At 70.4% G+C, this 16,328-nt stretch carries 15 protein-coding genes and 1 tRNA gene; 8 read left to right on the forward strand and 8 right to left on the reverse strand.

Annotated elements, in window-relative coordinates; genetic code table 11:
- Positions 1-98 precede the first annotated feature (98 nt).
- From ACZ6JE_RS01180 to ACZ6JE_RS01195, 4 genes are read right to left on the reverse strand one after another with little or no spacing between them, the layout of a single operon-like run.
- Entirely contained in the window at positions 99-884 is a 786-nt protein-coding gene (locus ACZ6JE_RS01180; RefSeq protein ID WP_192059816.1) for a hypothetical protein, read from the reverse strand.
- A 9-nt stretch (positions 885-893) separates the two neighbouring features.
- A complete protein-coding gene (locus ACZ6JE_RS01185) occupies positions 894-1,670 on the reverse strand; it encodes an ABC transporter ATP-binding protein (protein ID WP_192059818.1) in 777 nt (258 codons plus the stop codon).
- Between the two features lies 1 nt (position 1,671).
- The gene (locus tag ACZ6JE_RS01190; protein WP_192060190.1) at positions 1,672-2,457 is read right to left on the reverse strand and encodes an ABC transporter permease; all 786 of its coding nucleotides are present in this window, start codon (positions 2,455-2,457) and stop codon (positions 1,672-1,674) included.
- Between the two features lie 57 nt (positions 2,458-2,514).
- Complete coding sequence (locus tag ACZ6JE_RS01195) at positions 2,515-3,228, reverse strand: phosphocholine cytidylyltransferase family protein (RefSeq protein WP_192059820.1); 714 nt, start codon at positions 3,226-3,228, stop codon at positions 2,515-2,517.
- A 260-nt stretch (positions 3,229-3,488) separates the two neighbouring features.
- Here ACZ6JE_RS01195 and ACZ6JE_RS01200 point away from each other — a divergent pair, with 260 nt between their 5' ends.
- From ACZ6JE_RS01200 to ACZ6JE_RS01210, 3 genes are all read left to right on the forward strand, one after another.
- On the forward strand, positions 3,489-5,015 hold the full coding sequence (locus ACZ6JE_RS01200; protein WP_464317978.1) for an ABC transporter ATP-binding protein: 1,527 nt from the start codon (positions 3,489-3,491) through the stop codon (positions 5,013-5,015).
- Complete coding sequence (locus tag ACZ6JE_RS01205; protein WP_464317979.1) at positions 4,991-6,556, forward strand: ABC transporter permease; 1,566 nt, start codon at positions 4,991-4,993, stop codon at positions 6,554-6,556. The genes ACZ6JE_RS01200 and ACZ6JE_RS01205 overlap by 25 nt, the downstream gene beginning before the upstream one ends.
- A gap of 62 nt (positions 6,557-6,618) precedes the next feature.
- Positions 6,619-6,879, forward strand: coding sequence for a DUF3039 domain-containing protein (locus ACZ6JE_RS01210; RefSeq protein WP_464317980.1), 261 nt, complete (start codon positions 6,619-6,621; stop codon positions 6,877-6,879).
- Positions 6,880-6,924: 45 nt separating this feature from the next.
- Here ACZ6JE_RS01210 and ACZ6JE_RS01215 read toward each other — a convergent pair whose 3' ends face one another.
- Entirely contained in the window at positions 6,925-8,214 is a 1,290-nt protein-coding gene (locus ACZ6JE_RS01215; protein WP_464317981.1) for a nicotinate phosphoribosyltransferase, read from the reverse strand.
- Between the two features lie 60 nt (positions 8,215-8,274).
- Here ACZ6JE_RS01215 and murI point away from each other — a divergent pair, with 60 nt between their 5' ends.
- The 3 genes from murI to rdgB are packed head-to-tail and all read left to right on the forward strand — an operon-like array spanning position 8,275 to position 10,504.
- Entirely contained in the window at positions 8,275-9,159 is an 885-nt protein-coding gene (gene murI / locus ACZ6JE_RS01220; protein WP_192059828.1) for a glutamate racemase, read from the forward strand.
- Complete coding sequence (gene rph, locus ACZ6JE_RS01225) at positions 9,156-9,920, forward strand: ribonuclease PH (protein WP_320478673.1); 765 nt, start codon at positions 9,156-9,158, stop codon at positions 9,918-9,920. The genes murI and rph overlap by 4 nt, the downstream gene beginning before the upstream one ends.
- The gene (gene rdgB, locus ACZ6JE_RS01230; protein ID WP_192059832.1) at positions 9,917-10,504 is read left to right on the forward strand and encodes an RdgB/HAM1 family non-canonical purine NTP pyrophosphatase; all 588 of its coding nucleotides are present in this window, start codon (positions 9,917-9,919) and stop codon (positions 10,502-10,504) included. Before rph ends, rdgB begins: the two co-directional genes overlap by 4 nt.
- A gap of 22 nt (positions 10,505-10,526) precedes the next feature.
- On the opposite strand, the gene ACZ6JE_RS01235 is transcribed toward rdgB, so the two are convergent.
- The 3 genes from ACZ6JE_RS01235 to ACZ6JE_RS01245 all read right to left on the reverse strand — a co-directional run bounded on the left by ACZ6JE_RS01235 (position 10,527) and on the right by ACZ6JE_RS01245 (position 12,683).
- Positions 10,527-11,252 (reverse strand): DedA family protein, encoded by a 726-nt coding sequence (locus ACZ6JE_RS01235; RefSeq protein WP_464317982.1) that lies wholly within the window; start codon positions 11,250-11,252, stop codon positions 10,527-10,529.
- A 25-nt stretch (positions 11,253-11,277) separates the two neighbouring features.
- Positions 11,278-11,359: transfer RNA gene (locus ACZ6JE_RS01240), tRNA-Leu, on the reverse strand.
- A gap of 70 nt (positions 11,360-11,429) precedes the next feature.
- Positions 11,430-12,683 (reverse strand): MFS transporter, encoded by a 1,254-nt coding sequence (locus ACZ6JE_RS01245; RefSeq protein ID WP_464317983.1) that lies wholly within the window; start codon positions 12,681-12,683, stop codon positions 11,430-11,432.
- 59 nt (positions 12,684-12,742) lie between these two features.
- Between ACZ6JE_RS01245 and mnmA the strand changes: the two genes are divergently transcribed.
- Both mnmA and ligA read left to right on the forward strand, forming a co-directional pair.
- Positions 12,743-13,870, forward strand: a complete 1,128-nt coding sequence (mnmA, locus tag ACZ6JE_RS01250; protein ID WP_192059839.1) for a tRNA 2-thiouridine(34) synthase MnmA — start codon at positions 12,743-12,745, stop codon at positions 13,868-13,870.
- A 10-nt stretch (positions 13,871-13,880) separates the two neighbouring features.
- Positions 13,881-16,193, forward strand: a complete 2,313-nt coding sequence (gene ligA / locus ACZ6JE_RS01255; RefSeq protein WP_464317984.1) for an NAD-dependent DNA ligase LigA — start codon at positions 13,881-13,883, stop codon at positions 16,191-16,193.
- Positions 16,194-16,328 lie beyond the last annotated feature (135 nt).

Here is a 16,328-nt window from a genome sequence, read left to right on the forward strand (position 1 = left end):
GACCGACGTCAGCCCCTCCAGCCTGTGGACGGCGTCCTCCTGTGGAGGGTCGCGATGGGCCAGCGGCGAGATGACGGGAGCGGACGGCCCCGGGGGTCTCAGGCGTCGAGGTCTGCTGCGAAGAACTGCGGTGCGGGGCCGAAGGCGTCGCGCGCGCTCATCACGACCTTCCGTCCGAGGAGGTGGTTGCCCGTGCCGCCCACCACGGCGCCGATGCCGAACGGGACGGCCCGCCCGATCACCGTGGCGGTCTGCGATGCGGCGAACCGACGGACGAACGACTTGCGGACCGAGTCGGTGAGACCGCTGATGGCGGCCTTGGGCAGCTTCTGCGTGACGAGCTCGCCCCAGAAGGCGGATCGCGCCGGCGCCGTCCCGAGGGCCTCGCCGGCGAACTGACGGACCAGGCTCGCCCCGGGAGCCCCCATCATCATCGCCATGACGAGGGCACGGGCTCGGTCGGGATCGGTGATGGCGATGCCGTGCACCTCGGTGACCGACTGGGCGAAGAGGGCGCTGGCTTCGAGGAACCCCGCGGTCTCGACACCCGACAACGCCAACGAGACGCCCCAACCGACACCCGGGATGACGGCGCTCGCGCCCACCGCGGCGCCACCGGTCGTGACGGCGGTCAGGTACTCGCGCTCGAGGATCCGGATGAGCTTCTCGGGGGTCGCCTTCTTGTGACGACGACGCAGTGTCCGGACGTGCCGTACGACGACGGGTCGCTGGATGGCCAGGAGACGATCGAGGCGCTGGAGCCACGGCGACTCGGCGAACACCTCGCCGGATTCGTCACGACCCGACTCGACCTCCGTCCCCTGGGCGGGGACGACGGGGACGACGGGGGTCACGGGGGACGAGGGATCGTGCTTCGGGCGCATCGCTCGACCTTACGCCGCGGGCCGGGGAGGATGATCCGAGTTGTAGCGGGACAGTGCTTCGGCGAGTGGGCCGTCGAAGACCAGTGCGCCCTTGTCGAGATACAGCCCGCGGGTGCAGAACCGCGTGAGGTCGCGCTCGTTGTGCGAGACGAGGAAGAGCGTCCGCCCGGCGGCCAGCATCTCCTCGATGCGGCGGTAGCACTTCTCGCGGAAGGCCTTGTCTCCGACGGCGAGCACCTCGTCGACGAGGATGACGGGCTCCTCGAGTCGGGAGATGACCGCGAAGGCGATGCGTACCTTCATGCCGCTCGACAGGTGCTTGTAGGGCGTGTCGACGAAGGCGGCGATCTCGGCGAAGTCGATGATCTCGTCGAACCGCGCGTCGATCTCCGCACGTGTCATGCCGTGCAGCCCGGCCGTCAGGTAGACGTTGTCGCGCACCGTCAGGTCGGCGACGAAGCCTCCGGTGATCTCGATCAGGGGTGCGACCCCGCCCTCGACCGCGACCGTCCCCGTGTCGGGCAGGATGACTTCGGCGACCAGCTTCAGGAGGGTCGACTTGCCTTGGCCGTTCCGGCCCACGACACCGATGGCCTCGCCGGCGTGCACGTCGAAGGAGACGTCTCTCAGAGCCCAGAACTCGCCGGGACGGGAGCGGCGGCTGCTGTCGGCGAACAGGTCCTTGAAGGAGCGACGACCGCGGCGGTTGCGCCGGAATCGTATTCCGACTCCCTCGACGCGGATGACGGGATCGCCGGGCTGTCGAGTCGCGCTGGGGGCGGGCATGTCAGATCTCCTTCAGGACTGCGCGCTCGCTCGCCCGGAAGACGACCAGGCCGATGCCGAGGATGAGGATGCTCATGCCGGCCCCGACGAGCACCTCGAGCAGGTCCAGCTGGTCGGGGAAGAACGCCGCGCGGTACAAGCCGAATATGCCGCTCAGCGGGTTGAAGGCCGCGAGGAGGTGGAGGCTCTCGGGGAGGTTCTGAGTCCCGTAGATGATCGGCGAGGCGTAGAAGAGGAACCGGAGTGCGAGTTTCGTGGCCCTCTCGAGATCGCGGAAGAAGACCACGAGCGGGGCGACGATGAGGCCGACACCGGTGACCAGGATCGCCTGCATCACGATGGCCAGGGGGAAGTAGACCACCTGCCAGTGCAGCTCGGCCTTGGCCACGATGGCGAACAGCGCGAGGACCGGCAGGCTCAGGAGGAACTCGATGCCCTTGGAGGCGACGAGCCTGTTCACCCAGATGGTGCGAGGGATCTTGGTCGATCGGACGAGCTTGGACTCGCGGATGAACGCCCTCGTGCTGTCGGAGACCGCTCCGTTGAACCACATCCAGGCCAGGAGTCCGCTGAGCAGGAAGACGATGTAGGGGTCTTCTCCGACGTCGCGCTCGAAGACGACCGTGAAGACGAAGAAGTAGATGCCGGCCATGACCAGCGGATCGAGGATCGACCAGATGTAACCGAGAGCCGAGGTGGAGTAGCGGACACGGAGGTCGCGGGTGGTCAAGAGCCACAACGTCTGCCGGTACCGCGTGAAGGCGCTGCGCGGCGGACGTTCGATCATGGCTTGGCTCACGGGTGTCCTTCGTCGATCAGGACACCGACCTCAGACCTGCGTCGATCAGACGAAGAGGTTCGCGCGCTCCAGGTCTTCGGCGAAGTCGACCTCGACGGCGTAGAGGTCGGAGATGTCCACGGGCTCAAAGAGTAGCCCGTCCTGCTCGATCGCCAGTTCGATGCCACGCTCGAAGTAGTCCTGGTTGTCGACCTTGTTCAGCTGACGCATCAGGACGGCCTTGTCGGCGCGGGAGACGTAGTTGATCCCGACTGCCTCGCCGAGACCGCCGACGACCTGCTTGGAGAGCTGGGCGATGAAGCCCTCGGCGTCGGTCGTGTACTTGACCTCCTCGTCGGAGACCTTCGAGGTGTTGACGGTGACGAACGACTGATCGGCGCGGACCTGGCGTGCGGCGCGGCGGAGCGCCTCGGGGTCGAAGACGACGTCGCCGTTCATCCAGAGGACACCGCCGGAGGCGCTGGCCCGGAGGGCGCGCAGCAGGCTCTTGGACGTGTTGGTCTGGTCGTACTGCTCGTTGTAGACGAACGCGGCCGAGGGGAACGCCTCGACGATGTGCTCGAACTTGTAGCCGACGACGACGGTGATCCGTGCTTCGGGGCCGAAGGCCTCGTGGATGTTGTCGAACTGCTGACGCATGATGGTGCGGCCGTCGTTGAGTTCCGTGAGCGCCTTGGGCAGCGAACGGCCGAGGCGGCTTCCGAGGCCGGCGGCCAGGATGACGACCTGCTGGGGTGCTGTCGAGTCGGTTCTGCTCACGTCTTGTCTCCTCACAGGGGCGAGGTCGGGCGAGCCGACTCTCTGGGTGACCCGGCGGAGGATCCCGGCCGTCTCTGGCTCGGGTCCGTCTCGTGTTCGAGCGGTGTTCACCGCGGGGTCTCGATCTGGACACGTCGTTGTGCCTGGGGAGTCTATCGCGGGGGGCGCTTCTGGCGGTAGTGTCCGCACCCTCTTCGTTTCCCATTCGTGATGCGCCCCGGTAGGCCGTGCCGGTCCACGCGCGTTGGTACGGTTGACCGATGGCTGTGACGACGGACGACGAACAGGGCGACGAGCGCGCCGACGACTCGCCCCGTTCGGGCGACTCGGACGACGGCCGGACGGACACCACGACGGGGACTGCGATTCAGGGGGACGACATGGACGGCGACGGCATCGAGACCGGCCGCGGGGGCGACGAAGCGGTGGCGCCGACGCCGACCGTCCGATCAGGTGGTCGTGCTCCGCGTCGCCCCGCGACGCCACGCTCTGCGGCCGATCGCTCCGCCGCCGCGAAGAAGGCGGCCGCGACCCGGGCCGCGAACGCCCGCGCACGGGCCGCCGAGGCGGCCGCCCGCGCGGCCGCCGAGGAGCTCGCCGCACGCGAGGCTGCAGCCGTTCAGGCGCAGGAGGACGCGACCACCGTCGCGGACGACGACGTCGCCGGTGATGAGGCTGAGCTCGTCGCCGAGACGGACGAGACCCTGGAGGCCGACAAGGCCACCGACACCGACCAGGACACCGACACCGACACCGACGAGGCCACGGACACCGTGGAGGCCGTCGAGTCCGACGAGACCGTGGAGGCCTCCGAAGACGACGAGACGACCGCGGTGCGGGCTGACGCCGACGCAGTCGTCGGCACTCGAGACGAGGCGACCGGGCCCGAGCCCGTCGTCGGCACCCGCGACGAGGCGACCGGTTCCGAGTCCGACGTCGACACGGTCGTCGCCGTCGACGGGACCGATGCGCAGGAGGCTCCCGTCGTCGACGAGGCGACCCGCGCCTCCTCGGAGGCCGTCGAGGCGCCGGTCGTCCTGTCGATCTCGGGTCTCGTGAAGCGCTACGGCGCCACGACCGCCGTCGACGGCATCGATCTCGAGGTGAGAGCGGGCTCGTTCTACGGCATCGTCGGCCCGAACGGTGCCGGCAAGACCACGACCCTGTCGATCGTCACCGGTCTGCTGCGCCCCGACGAGGGCAGCGTCAGCGTGCTCGGCAGCGACGTCTGGTCCGATCCGGCCGCAGCGAAGCGCGCCCTCGGCGTGCTGCCCGACCGGCTCCGACTCTTCGACCGTCTGACGGGGGCTCAGCTCCTCTACTACTCGGCGACTCTGCGGGGGCTCGACGGATCGACGGCGCGCAAGCGCACATCGGACCTCGCAACGGCCTTCGGCCTGCAGGACGCACTCGGACGGCTCGTCAGCGACTACTCGGTCGGCATGACGAAGAAGCTCGCCATCGCGGCCGCCATCATCCATTCGCCGCGGGTGCTCGTCCTGGACGAGCCCTTCGAGTCGGTCGACCCGGTGTCGGCGCAGACCGTGACCGACGTGCTGCAGCGCTACGTGGCGGGCGGGGGCACCGTCGTCCTGTCGAGCCACAGCATGGATCTCGTCGAGCGCATCTGCGACAGCGTCGCCGTCATCGTCGACGGTCACGTGCTGGCCAGCGGGACGGTCGACGAGGTCCGTGCCGGGCGCTCACTCGAGCAGACGTTCGTCGAACTGGCCGGCGGTCGGGCCGTCACGGAGGGCATGGAATGGTTGCAGAGCTTCTCCGACTGAGGCTCCAGACGATCGCCAACACGGTGCGCTTCGGTCCGCGTGCGCTGCTCGCCGCCGTCGTCTCGGTCCTCGTCGTCCTCCTCTCGTCCTCTGCGCTCTCGGCTCTGGCCGGCGGGCTCCGCGGTTCGTCGCTCGACGACGTCCGGGCCCTCGTCGTCGGTGGGGGCTCGCTGCTCCTGGTGGGTTACTTCGTGGTGCCGTTCGCACGGGTGCGCCCGCCCTGGGCCGATCCGCGCCGGCTCGCCCTCGTCGGCACGCCTGAGCCGGCCGCCGCCGCAGGGCTGGCGCTCGGTGCCCTCGTCGGGCTCCCCGCCTTCGCGCTCGTCGTGCTGTCGCCCGGGTACGTCCGTGCCTGGGAGGGCACCGGGGCGTCGGCGTCCGTCGCCGTGGTGGCCGCCGTCGCCGCGGGTGCGACGGCCTTCCTGCTATCGCTGGTCTCGTCCACTCTCAACACCGTCGTGCTCACCTCGCGTCGGTCGCGGCAGTTCCTCCTGGGCGGGGGAGTCCTCGTGGCCCTGCTCGTCGTGCCGTTGATCGTCGATCTGGTCCGCGCCTCCTGGACGGGCTCCGCACCCACCGGCGTGCTGGCCGGGATCCTCGCCTGGACGCCGTTCGGAGCGGCCCTCGCACTGCCCGGGCACGCCGCCGAGGGCGACACCGCACGGGTCGTGTTCGATGCGCTCATCGCGGCGGCCTCGCTGGCGGGGCTCTGGTGCGCCTGGCGCGGGCTCGTCGCCCGAGCGTTCGTCGATCGGCCCGAACCCGAGCTCGACGACGACACGAGCGGTCTCGGATGGTTCGAGTTCGTGCCGGCCACGCCGATCGGCGCGGTGGCCGCCCGGAGCCTGACGTACTGGATGCGCGACGCGCGTTACCGGATGTCCCTCGTCGTCATCCCGATCATCCCTCTGCTCGTGATCCCGCTGGGCATCGCGGGCGTGAGCTGGAACTGGCTGGCGCTCGTCCCGGTGCCGCTGATGTGCCTGATCGTCGGGTTCCTGCCGCACAACGACGTCGCCTACGACAGCACGGCGCTGTGGCTGCACGTGGCCGCCGACACGAAGGGGTCGTCCGACCGGATCGGTCGACTCGCGCCGCCCCTCCTCATCGGCATCCCTCTCGTCGTCATCGGCTCCGCCGTCGCGGTCTGGGCCTTCGGCGACTGGCGCGCCCTCTGGTCGGAGATCGGGATCGGGTCCGCCCTGCTGCTCAGCGGACTCGGCCTCTCCAGCGTCATGTCGGCGGCCATGCCCTACGCGACCGTGCGTCCGCACGACGATCCGTTCCAGCAGCCCCAGTCGAGCGGCTCGTCGTCGGTGCTCGCCCAGACGCTGATGATCGGCGGGGCGCTCGTCTCGGCCGTCCCCGCGCTCTGCTTCGCGGCCCTCGACCTCTTCGGCGGCGACACGTCGGCGGGTCCGTGGTCGATGGTGTCCGGTATCGCGGTGGGTCTGGTCGTGCTGATCGTCGGGGTCGTCGTCGGCTCCCGCGTGTTCACGAGGCGCGCGCCCGAGCTGCTGGCCTCCGCTCTCCGCAGCTGACGGCGCGATCCGAGGGACAGCCGCTCGACGCGGGTACGGCCCGGCGTCGTACCATGGTCGGCATGAGCAACACGGAAACCGGCGGTGGCCTCGACGTCCTCGATCGCGAGCTCGAGAAGCTCCTCAACGAGGAGAACATCGACCCGGGCGATCACGAGCGCTTCTCGCACTACGTCAAGAAGGAAAAGATCATGGAGTCCGCCCTGAGCGGCAAGCCCGTCAAGGCGCTCTGCGGCAAGAAGTGGACCCCGGGTCGCGACCCGGAGAAGTTCCCGGTCTGCCCGACGTGCCGCGACATCTACGAGAAGATGACGAAAGAGTAGAACCGCGCACCACCTGATCGTGGCGCCCGGGCACCCCTCGCCCGATCAGGCGTAGACGGTCGGGATGACGGGTTCGCCGCGACCGAGGCGGAATGCGCCGGCAGGCAGCTCGGAAACCGCGGTGCGCCTGTGCTCGCGTGCTCGCTGGACACCGGCGTGACCCATGAAGCGCTCGTCGACGACGCCGCCCGTGACCAGCGGGACGAGCAGGGCGCGTTCACCGTCGGCGGTCTCGTGGTCGCCCACGCGGACGAGCTCGGTGGTGGCGACGCCGCCGGACAGCACCCGCACGGGAGCCTTCCGGCCGCCGACGCTCGCCTTGTCCGCCGACTTCTTCGCGACGGAGAGCCACGCGCCGTCGCCGCCCCGGCGGGCGACGAGCTTGTAGACCATCCCCGCGGCCGGATGCCCGGACCCGGAGACCACCGACGTGCCGACTCCGTAGCTGTCGACGGGCGCGGCTCGCAGGGCGGCGATCGTGTACTCGTCGAGGTCGTTGGTGACCGTGATGCGGGTGCCGGTGGCCCCGAGGCCGTCGAGCTGACGACGCACCTGCGCCACGAGCGAGGGCAGGTCGCCGCTGTCGATGCGCACGGCGCCGAGGCCCGTGCCCGCGACCTCGACGGCTGTGCGGACCGCCTTCTCGATGTCGTAGGTGTCGACGAGCAGAGTCGTGCCCGAGCCGAGGGTGGCGACCTGCGCTCGGAAGGCCTCCTCCTCGCTGTCGTGCAGCAGGGTGAAGGCGTGCGCGGCCGTCCCCATGGTGGGGACGCCCCAGGTGCGACCGGCCTCGAGGTTGCTCGTGGCGTCGAATCCCGCGATGTAGGCGGCTCGGGCGGCGGCCACGGCGCTGCGCTCGCCGGTGCGTCGCGAGCCCATCTCGGCGAGGGGGCGACCGTCGGCTGCGGCCACCATCCGCGCTGCGGCACCGGCCACCGCCGAGTCGTAGTTGAAGACGCTGAGCGCGAGCGTCTCGAGCAGGACGCCCTCGGCGAAGGTCGATTCGACCACCAGGATCGGCGAGCCGGGCAGATAGACCTCGCCCTCGGCGTAGCCGTGCACGTCGCCCGAGAACCGGTAGTCGGCGAGCCAGTCGATCGTGGCGCCGTCGACGATGCGCTCGTCGCGGAGCCAGGACAGCTCGGCGTCGCCGAATCGGAAGCGGGTCAGCTCGTCGAGGAACCTGCCCGTCCCGGCCACGACGCCGTAGCGGCGCCCCTCGGGGAGGCGACGGGCGAACACCTCGAAGACGCTGTCGCGGTGGGCGGTGCCGGCGCGGAGCGCGGCCTCGACCATCGTCAGCTCGTACCGGTCGGTCAGCAGTGCACTGGTCACGGACTCAGCCTAGGCCGCGCGAGCCGGGCGGACCGCACGAGCCGGGTAGGCTGGGCGACCGTGACGGACGCACCCATCGGAGTCTTCGACAGCGGGGTCGGGGGGCTGACGGTGTCCCGGGCCATCATCGACCAGCTGCCCCGCGAGTCCATCCTCTACGTCGGCGACACCGTCCACTCGCCCTACGGACCGAAGCCGATCGCGACGGTGCGCGAGTACGCCCTCGCCGTCATGGACGACCTCGTCGAGCAGGGCGTCAAGCTGCTGGTCATCGCGTGCAACACCGCGTCGGCAGCCGTCCTCCGAGACGCTCGCGAGCGCTACACGATCGGCCGGGGCATCCCGGTCGTCGAGGTCATCCAGCCCGCCGTCCGGTCGGCGGTCAAGCAGACCAGGGCGAGACGCATCGGCGTGATCGGCACCGAGGGGACCATCAACTCGCGCGCCTACGAGGACGCCTTCGCGGCGGCGGCCGACCTCGAGCTCTTCACCCGGGCGTGCCCCCGGTTCGTCGAGTTCGTCGAGGCGGGCGACACCTCGAGCGCCGAGCTGCGGGCCGTCGCCGAGCAGTACCTCGCCCCGCTCCGCGACGCCCGGGTCGACACCCTCGTGCTCGGCTGCACCCACTACCCCCTGATGTCCGCGGCCATCCAGTACGTGATGGGGCCCGACGTCCATCTGGTCTCGAGCGCCGACGAGACGGCCGCCGACGTCTACCGCACCCTCGTCGACCACGACCTCGAGGCCCCGGCGGGCAGCGTGCCCCGCTACGAGTTCGAGGCGACCGGCGACGACCAGGGGTCGTTCCTCCGTCTCGCCAAGCGCTTCCTGGGGCCCGAGATATCCCGGGTCGGCCATCTCGAGACCGGCGCGATCGACCTCCCCCCACGACCTTCCCGCACGACCGAGCAGGGGCCGAGCACCGGCCCGAGGAGAACAGCATGAGCGACGACACGACCACCAGCACCAGCACCAGCACGATCGTCCGCGCCGACGGTCGACGGGTCGACGACCTCCGCACCGTCACCATCGAGAAGGGCTGGAGCTCGCAGGCCGAGGGCAGTGCGCTGGTCTCGTTCGGCGACACGAAGGTGCTCTGCACCGCGTCGTTCACGAACGGCGTCCCCCGGTGGCTCACGGGCAAGGGCAAGGGCTGGGTGACCGCCGAGTACTCGATGCTGCCGCGGGCCACCAACTCGCGCAACGACCGCGAGAGCGTCAAGGGCAAGATCGGCGGTCGCACCCACGAGATCTCCCGTCTGATCGGTCGCAGCCTGCGCGCGGTCGTCGACACGAAGGCCCTGGGCGAGAACACGATCGTGCTCGACTGCGACGTGCTGCAGGCCGACGGCGGCACCCGCACCGCGGCGATCACGGGCGCCTACGTGGCTCTCGCGCAGGCCATCGAATGGGGTCGCGAGAAGAAGTTCATCGCGCAGAAGGCCTCGCCCCTGACCGACAGCGTCTCGGCCGTGTCCGTCGGCATCATCGACGGCGAGCCGATGCTCGATCTCGCCTACGTCGAGGACGTCCGCGCCGAGACCGACATGAACGTCGTGGTCACGGGCAGCGGTCTCTTCGTCGAGGTGCAGGGCACGGCCGAGGGCGCGCCCTTCGATCGTCGCGAGCTGGGCGAGCTGCTCGACCTCGCCGTCGCGGGCGCCGCCGATCTCACGCGCATCCAGCTCGAGGTGCTCGGCAAGTGACGAAGGTCGTCATCGCCACGCACAACCAGGGCAAGGTGGCCGAGCTCCGACTGCTGCTGGCCGAGACGGCGCCGGGCGTCGAGCTGGTCGCCTACGACGGACCGGAGCCCGTCGAAGACGGCGACAGCTTCGTGGCCAACGCGCTGATCAAGGCGCGGGCGGCCGCCGAGCACACCGGGCTCCCCGCGCTCGCCGACGACAGCGGCATCTCGGCCGCCGCCCTCGACGGCGCACCGGGCATCCACTCGGCGCGCTACGCCGGCACCCGAGACGCCGACGACAACATCGACAAGCTGCTCCGCGAGGTCTCGGCCCACGACGACCGCTCCGTCTGGTTCTCGTGCGCGGCCGCGCTCGTCGTACCCGGCGAGGAGGCGTCCGAGCACGTCGAGTCGGGGGAGTGGCGGGGGACCCTGTTGGAGGCGCGGGTCGGCTCGAACGGACACGGCTACGATCCGGTCTTCCGCCCCGACGGCGAGACCCGGAGCGCGGCCGAGCTGACGACCGACGAGAAGAACGCGGTCAGTCACCGCGCGAGGGCGTTCCGGGCGATCGCGCCCTACGTGGCGGCGCTGGCGGACTGAGTCGACCCGCGCCTCCTCGGCGTCAGCCCTGGTGAGGCGTGCCCGAGACCTCGGACGCGCCGGACAGGTCGACGTCGTCGGATCCGCCGGTCGGCCCGGCCTTCTTGGCCTGGCGCACGCCGTGGAGGTAGTGGATCGCGATCGGGATGACGGTGGCCAGCACCGCGCCGAGCAGGATCAGATCGATGTACGAGCTGACGAAGTCCGCGATCGGGGGGATGTGCCCGATGCCGAAGCCCAGCAGGGTGATGCCCATTCCCCAGACGACCGCCCCGATCGCGTTGAAGAGCGAGTAGCGGCGATAGCTCATGTGGCCGACGCCCGCCATGATCGGCGCGAAGGTGCGGACGACCGGCACGAACCGCGCGATGATGACGGCCATCGGGCCGAACCGCTCGAAGAAGGCGTTCGTGCGGTTCACGTTCGCGACGCTGAAGAGACCGCTCTCCTTCCGCTCGAAGATGCGGGGCCCGACCTTGTGTCCGATCAGATAGCCGAGCTCGCCCCCCGCGAAGGCGGCGATGCTGATGAGGATCGCGATCAGCCAGATCGGCATGCCGAGGGCGCCCGGGTTCGTGGCCGCCAGGATGCCCGTGATGATCAGCAGGGTGTCGCCCGGGAACAGGAACCCGATGAGCAGTCCGGTCTCGGCGAAGACCAGGACGCAGACGCCGAGCACGGCCCACGGGCCGAACGCCGAGAGGAGGTACTCGGGGTCGAGCCAGGGGATGGAGACGAGGGGCAGCATCGGGTTGTTCTCCGGTCGGGTCGAGTGCGGGAGAAGGGACTTGAACCCTCACGCTCGAAAGCACAGGAACCTAAATCCTGCGTGTCTGCCAATTCCACCACTCCCGCGGCAGGGTCAGTGTAGCGAGCCGCTCGACGGGAACGCGATCGCCTGCCGGCCCCGGACGGGCAGGAGGCGCTACCGCTGCGAGCGGGGGACGTGCGGCGAGTACCGGGGCACGTAGCGCACCAGGATCGCCGCGCCGATCAGCCCGAGCACGCCCATCACGCCGCTGGCCACCGAGATCGAGACGAGGGCCGTCACGGCCGAGATCAGCAGGGGCGCACCGGCGCTGCCCGCGTCGCCCGTGAAGCGCCAGGCGCCGAGGAACGGCGCAGGGTCGCGCTCGTCGGCGAGATCGGCGCCCAGGGTCATGAGGATGCCGCTGCCCACCCCGTTGGCGAGCGACATGAAGACCGCGACGGCGACGAACCACCCCACCCGGGCGTCGAGGTCGTGGGTCAGCGAGAGGGCCAGGTACGAGACCCCCAGGCCCACCATGCAGGGCACGGCGCTCCAGAGGCGGCCGAAACGGTCCATGATCTGACCGCTCGTGTAGAAGAGCGCGAAGTCCACCGCGCCCGCGACGCCGATGATGATCGCCGTCTCGGACGCCCCGAGTCCGATGCTGACGGCCCACAGGGGGAGCATCACCTGCCTGCCGGAGCGCATGGCCCCGATCAGCGCCGCACCGCTGCCGAGCTTGACCAGCACCCCGCGGTGTCGCCAGAGCGTCGCGAAGAGCCCCTGGCGCTCGAGGGCGACGAGATCGGGCTCGTCGGAGGCCCGACGCGCGTCGGGGCGCTCGCCGAACGCGGCCGCCGGATCGCGCAGGACGAGCAGCGACACGGCCGCCCCGAGGCAGCCGACGATGTGCACCACGAACGCGGACTGCACGCTGCCGGTGAGCTCGATCACCCCCGCCGAGAGGAACGGCCCCACGAAGTAGCCCAGCCGGAAGACGCCGCCGAGGCTCGACAGGGCGCGGGCGCGGATGGCTACGGGCACGAAGCTCGTCATGAACGCGTGCCGAGCCAGGGCGAACACCGCGGTCGCCAGACCGATCACCAGCACGCCGATCGCCAGGACGACCTCGTTCGGGGCGAGGAGGCAGGTCACCAGCCCGCCGATGCTGACCAGGGAGGCGCCGATCATGCTGCTGCGCTCGCCGACCCGCGAGACCAGCCAGCCGCTCGGGATGTCGCCGATCAGCTCGCCCACGAGGATGAGCGCGGCGACGAACGCGGCGAACGGCAGGGAGGCGCCGAGTCCGCTCGCGACGACGGGGATGATCGGGATGATGGCGCCCTCGCCGATCGCGAACAGGGCCGCGGGGAGGAAGGCGGCCAGAGCCACCGACCGCATGCTGAAGTCGGGCGCGGAGTCGGTCATGTCGTCGGCCAGACTAGCTCCGCCCCGGCGGGGGCCCGTCCGCTGCGTACACTTGTCGGATGAAGGTTCTTGCAGCGATGAGTGGCGGCGTCGACTCGGCGGTCGCCGCAGCGAGGGCCGTCGAGGCCGGTCACGACGTCGTGGGGGTCCACCTGGCGCTCAGCCGGATGCCGGGCACCCTGCGGACGGGCAGCCGCGGCTGCTGCACCATCGAAGACAGCATGGACGCGCAACGGGCGGCCAACAAGATCGGCATCCCCTACTACGTCTGGGACTTCAGCGAGCGGTTCAAGCTCGACGTCGTCGACGACTTCGTCGCCGAGTACACGGCGGGCCGCACCCCGAACCCCTGTATGCGCTGCAACGAGCGCATCAAGTTCGCCGCCCTGCTCGAGAAGGCGCTCGCCCTCGGCTTCGACGCGGTCTGCACGGGGCACTACGCGACCATCCTCACCGACGACCAGGGCAATCGCGAGCTGCACCGCGCCTCCGCGTGGGCCAAAGACCAGTCGTACGTGCTCGGGGTGCTGACGACCGAGCAGCTGGCGCACTCGATGTTCCCGCTCGGGGCGACGCCGTCGAAGGCCGAGGTGCGCGCCGAGGCCGCCGAGCGCGGCTTCAGCGTCGCCACGAAGCCCGACAGCCACGACATCTGCTTCATCCCCGACGGCGACACCCGCGGCTGGCTGGCCGACCGGGTCGGGGCCGAGACGGGCGAGATCCTCGACCGCAGCGGTACCGTCATCGGCAGCCACGAGGGCGCGCACGCCTTCACCGTCGGTCAGCGCAAGGGGCTCAACATCGGGTTCCCGGCGGACGACGGCAAGCCCCGGTTCGTGCTCGAGGTGCGTCCGGTCGACAACACCGTCGTGGTCGGGCCGAAGGAGGCCCTCGACATCGCGGAGATCGCAGGCGGCTCGTTCACCTGGGCCGGTCTGCCGCCGGTCGACCCGACCACCGCGTTCGACTGCGATGTGCAGATCCGCGCGCACGCCGACCCCGTGCCCGCAGTCGCGCGGGTGTCGGTGGTCGAGGGTAAGACTGAACTCGTGATCACACCTCGCGAACCCCTCAACGGAGTCGCCCCCGGGCAGACCGCCGTCGTCTACGTCGGCACCCGGGTGCTCGGCCAGTGCACCATCGACCGCACGGTCAGCGCCGTGCCGGTCCCGGCCGTCGTCGCCTGAGCACCGGGCCATGAGCGACAGCGACGCCGTTCCCGCCGACCTCGCCGAGGCACGTGACGAGGCCGAGGGCCTCACCGCACAGATCCTCGATCTCCGCGACCAGTACTACGAGTCGAACGCTTCGACGGTGTCGGACTCCGAGTACGACGCCCTGGTGCGGAGGCTCGACGCGATCGAGCGGGCGCACCCCGAGCTCCAGAAAGACGACAGCCCCACGCAGACCGTCGGCGGCCGGGCCGAGACCACGCAGTTCGCCCCGGTCGAGCACGCCGAGCGCATGCTCAGCCTCGACAACGTCTTCAGCGACGACGAGCTGGCCGAGTGGGCCGCGAAGGTGCAGCGCGACTCGGGGTCCGAGCGCGTCCGGTTCCTGACCGAGCTGAAGATCGACGGTCTCGCCATCAACCTCCGCTACGAGAACGGCGTGCTCGTCACCGCCGCCACCCGCGGCGACGGCGTCGTCGGCGAGGACGTCACGGGCAACGTGCTCGTGATGGGCTCGATCCCCGAGCGCCTGTCGGGCACGGGTCACCCGCCCCTGGTCGAGGTGCGCGGCGAGATCTTCTTCCCCGTCAGCCAGTTCGACGAGTTGAACGCGCAGCAGCGCGAGGCAGGCGAGCGGGTCTTCGCCAATCCCCGCAACGCGGCCGCCGGGTCGCTCCGTCAGAAGGAGGAGGGCAAGAGCCCCGAGAAGCGCGAGCTGATGCACGCCCGCCTCCGTCGCCTGCGGATGCTGGTGCACGGCATCGGCGCGTGGCCGGTCGGCGACCTCGAACGCGCCACCGAGGTGCGTTCGCAGTCGGAGGTCTACGAGCTGCTGGGTGGCTGGGGTCTGCCCATCTCGACGCACCATCGGGTGTTCGACACGGTCGCCGACGTGCAGGCGTTCATCCACGACTACGGAGTGAGGCGCGCGTCGGTCGAGCACCAGATCGACGGCATCGTGATCAAGGTCGACGACCTGGCGCTGCACGAAGAGCTGGGCTCGACGAGTCGTGCGCCACGATGGGCCACCGCGTTCAAGTACCCGCCCGAAGAGGTCAACACGACTCTGCTCGACATCGTCGTCAGCGTGGGGCGCACCGGTCGGGCGACGCCGTTCGCCGTCATGGAGAAGGTCGAGGTGGCCGGTAGCGAGGTGCGGCAGGCGACACTGCACAACCAGCAGGTCGTCAAGGCCAAGGGCGTGCTGATCGGCGACACCGTCGTGCTGCGCAAGGCCGGCGACGTCATCCCCGAGGTGCTGGGGCCGGTCATCGAGCTTCGGGACGGCACGGAGCGCGAGTTCGTCATGCCGACCGACTGCCCCGAGTGCGGCACACCGCTCCGACCCGCCAAAGAGGGCGACATCGACCTCCGCTGCCCCAATGCCCAGAGCTGCCCCGCGCAGGTGCGCGGTCGGGTCGAGCACATCGCGTCGCGGGGGTCGCTCGACGTCGAGGGGCTCGGCGAGGTCGCCGCCGCGGCGCTGACCCAGCCCGTGGAGCCCGCCGAGCCGCCGCTCCGCACCGAGGCGGGGCTGTTCGACCTCACGATGGCCGACATCTTCCCGGTGAGGGTCGTCGTCCGCGATTCCGAGACCGGCATGCAGAAGCTCGAGGCCGACGGGGCTCCCAAGCTGGTGACGCCGTTCCGGCGTCGGCGGACGAAGCGGGACGGCCCGTTCGACCCCGACGCCGACGGGTTCTCGGGCGACGAGACGTCCGTCCCGTCCAAGAGCGCCCTCGAGATGCTCGGCAACCTCGACAAGGCGAAGACGAGCCCGCTCTGGCGCATCCTCGTGGGTCTCAGCATCCGCCACGTCGGTCCGGTGGCCGCACGAGCCCTCGCGAACCACTTCGGCTCGCTCGACGCCATCCGATCCGCCGACCGCGACGAGCTGGCGGCCGTCGACGGCGTCGGCGGCATCATCGCCGACGCCCTGATCGACTGGTTCTCCGTCGACTGGCACGTCGAGATCATCGACCGGTGGGCCGCCGCTGGTGTGCAGTTCGCCACGCCCGGGCATCCGGGGCCGGGGGCTGCCGAGACGGCCGGCGGGGTGCTCTCCGGGCTGACGGTCGTCGCCACCGGGAGTCTCGAGGGGTTCAGTCGAGAGGGCGCCCAGGAGGCCATCCTCGCCGCCGGCGGCAAGGCGGGCAACAGCGTCAGCAAGAAGACCGACTTCGTCGCCGCCGGGCCGGGGGCCGGTTCGAAGCTGACGAAGGCGGAGGCCCTCGGCGTCCGCATCATCGACGCAGCGCAGTTCCATGTCCTCCTTAAGGAGGGCCCGACGGGGCTGGCCGAGCCCGAAACGGGGGACGATACCGACATCGAGGCGTAGCGCATCTGGTGGGGCGTCATCGGCTCCCCCTACGATATGAGCGCACATCGTCTTCGGGCTGTAGGGGGTTCGGGGTACAGGTGTGCCTCGAGGGGGAAGACCCGACGTGCTGTTCCTCGCTACAGCAATCCTTTC

This window comes from Frigoribacterium sp. AC759 (assembly GCF_979256015.1).

What these genes read in the sequence shown, in the direction of transcription:
- rph (WP_320478673.1), top strand. Translation starts at nt 9,156, where the DNA reads ATGAGCGACGACACGACCACCAGCACCAGCACCAGCACGATCGTCCGC.
- ACZ6JE_RS01200 (WP_464317978.1), top strand. Translation starts at nt 3,489, where the DNA reads ATGGCTGTGACGACGGACGACGAACAGGGCGACGAGCGCGCCGACGAC.
- ACZ6JE_RS01235 (WP_464317982.1), bottom strand. Translation starts at nt 11,252, where the DNA reads ATGCTGCCCCTCGTCTCCATCCCCTGGCTCGACCCCGAGTACCTCCTC.
- mnmA (WP_192059839.1), top strand. Translation starts at nt 12,743, where the DNA reads ATGAAGGTTCTTGCAGCGATGAGTGGCGGCGTCGACTCGGCGGTCGCC.
- ACZ6JE_RS01190 (WP_192060190.1), bottom strand. Translation starts at nt 2,457, where the DNA reads ATGATCGAACGTCCGCCGCGCAGCGCCTTCACGCGGTACCGGCAGACG.
- ACZ6JE_RS01180 (WP_192059816.1), bottom strand. Translation starts at nt 884, where the DNA reads ATGCGCCCGAAGCACGATCCCTCGTCCCCCGTGACCCCCGTCGTCCCC.
- ACZ6JE_RS01185 (WP_192059818.1), bottom strand. Translation starts at nt 1,670, where the DNA reads ATGCCCGCCCCCAGCGCGACTCGACAGCCCGGCGATCCCGTCATCCGC.
- ACZ6JE_RS01205 (WP_464317979.1), top strand. Translation starts at nt 4,991, where the DNA reads ATGGTTGCAGAGCTTCTCCGACTGAGGCTCCAGACGATCGCCAACACG.
- ACZ6JE_RS01210 (WP_464317980.1), top strand. Translation starts at nt 6,619, where the DNA reads ATGAGCAACACGGAAACCGGCGGTGGCCTCGACGTCCTCGATCGCGAG.
- ligA (WP_464317984.1), top strand. Translation starts at nt 13,881, where the DNA reads ATGAGCGACAGCGACGCCGTTCCCGCCGACCTCGCCGAGGCACGTGAC.
- ACZ6JE_RS01245 (WP_464317983.1), bottom strand. Translation starts at nt 12,683, where the DNA reads ATGACCGACTCCGCGCCCGACTTCAGCATGCGGTCGGTGGCTCTGGCC.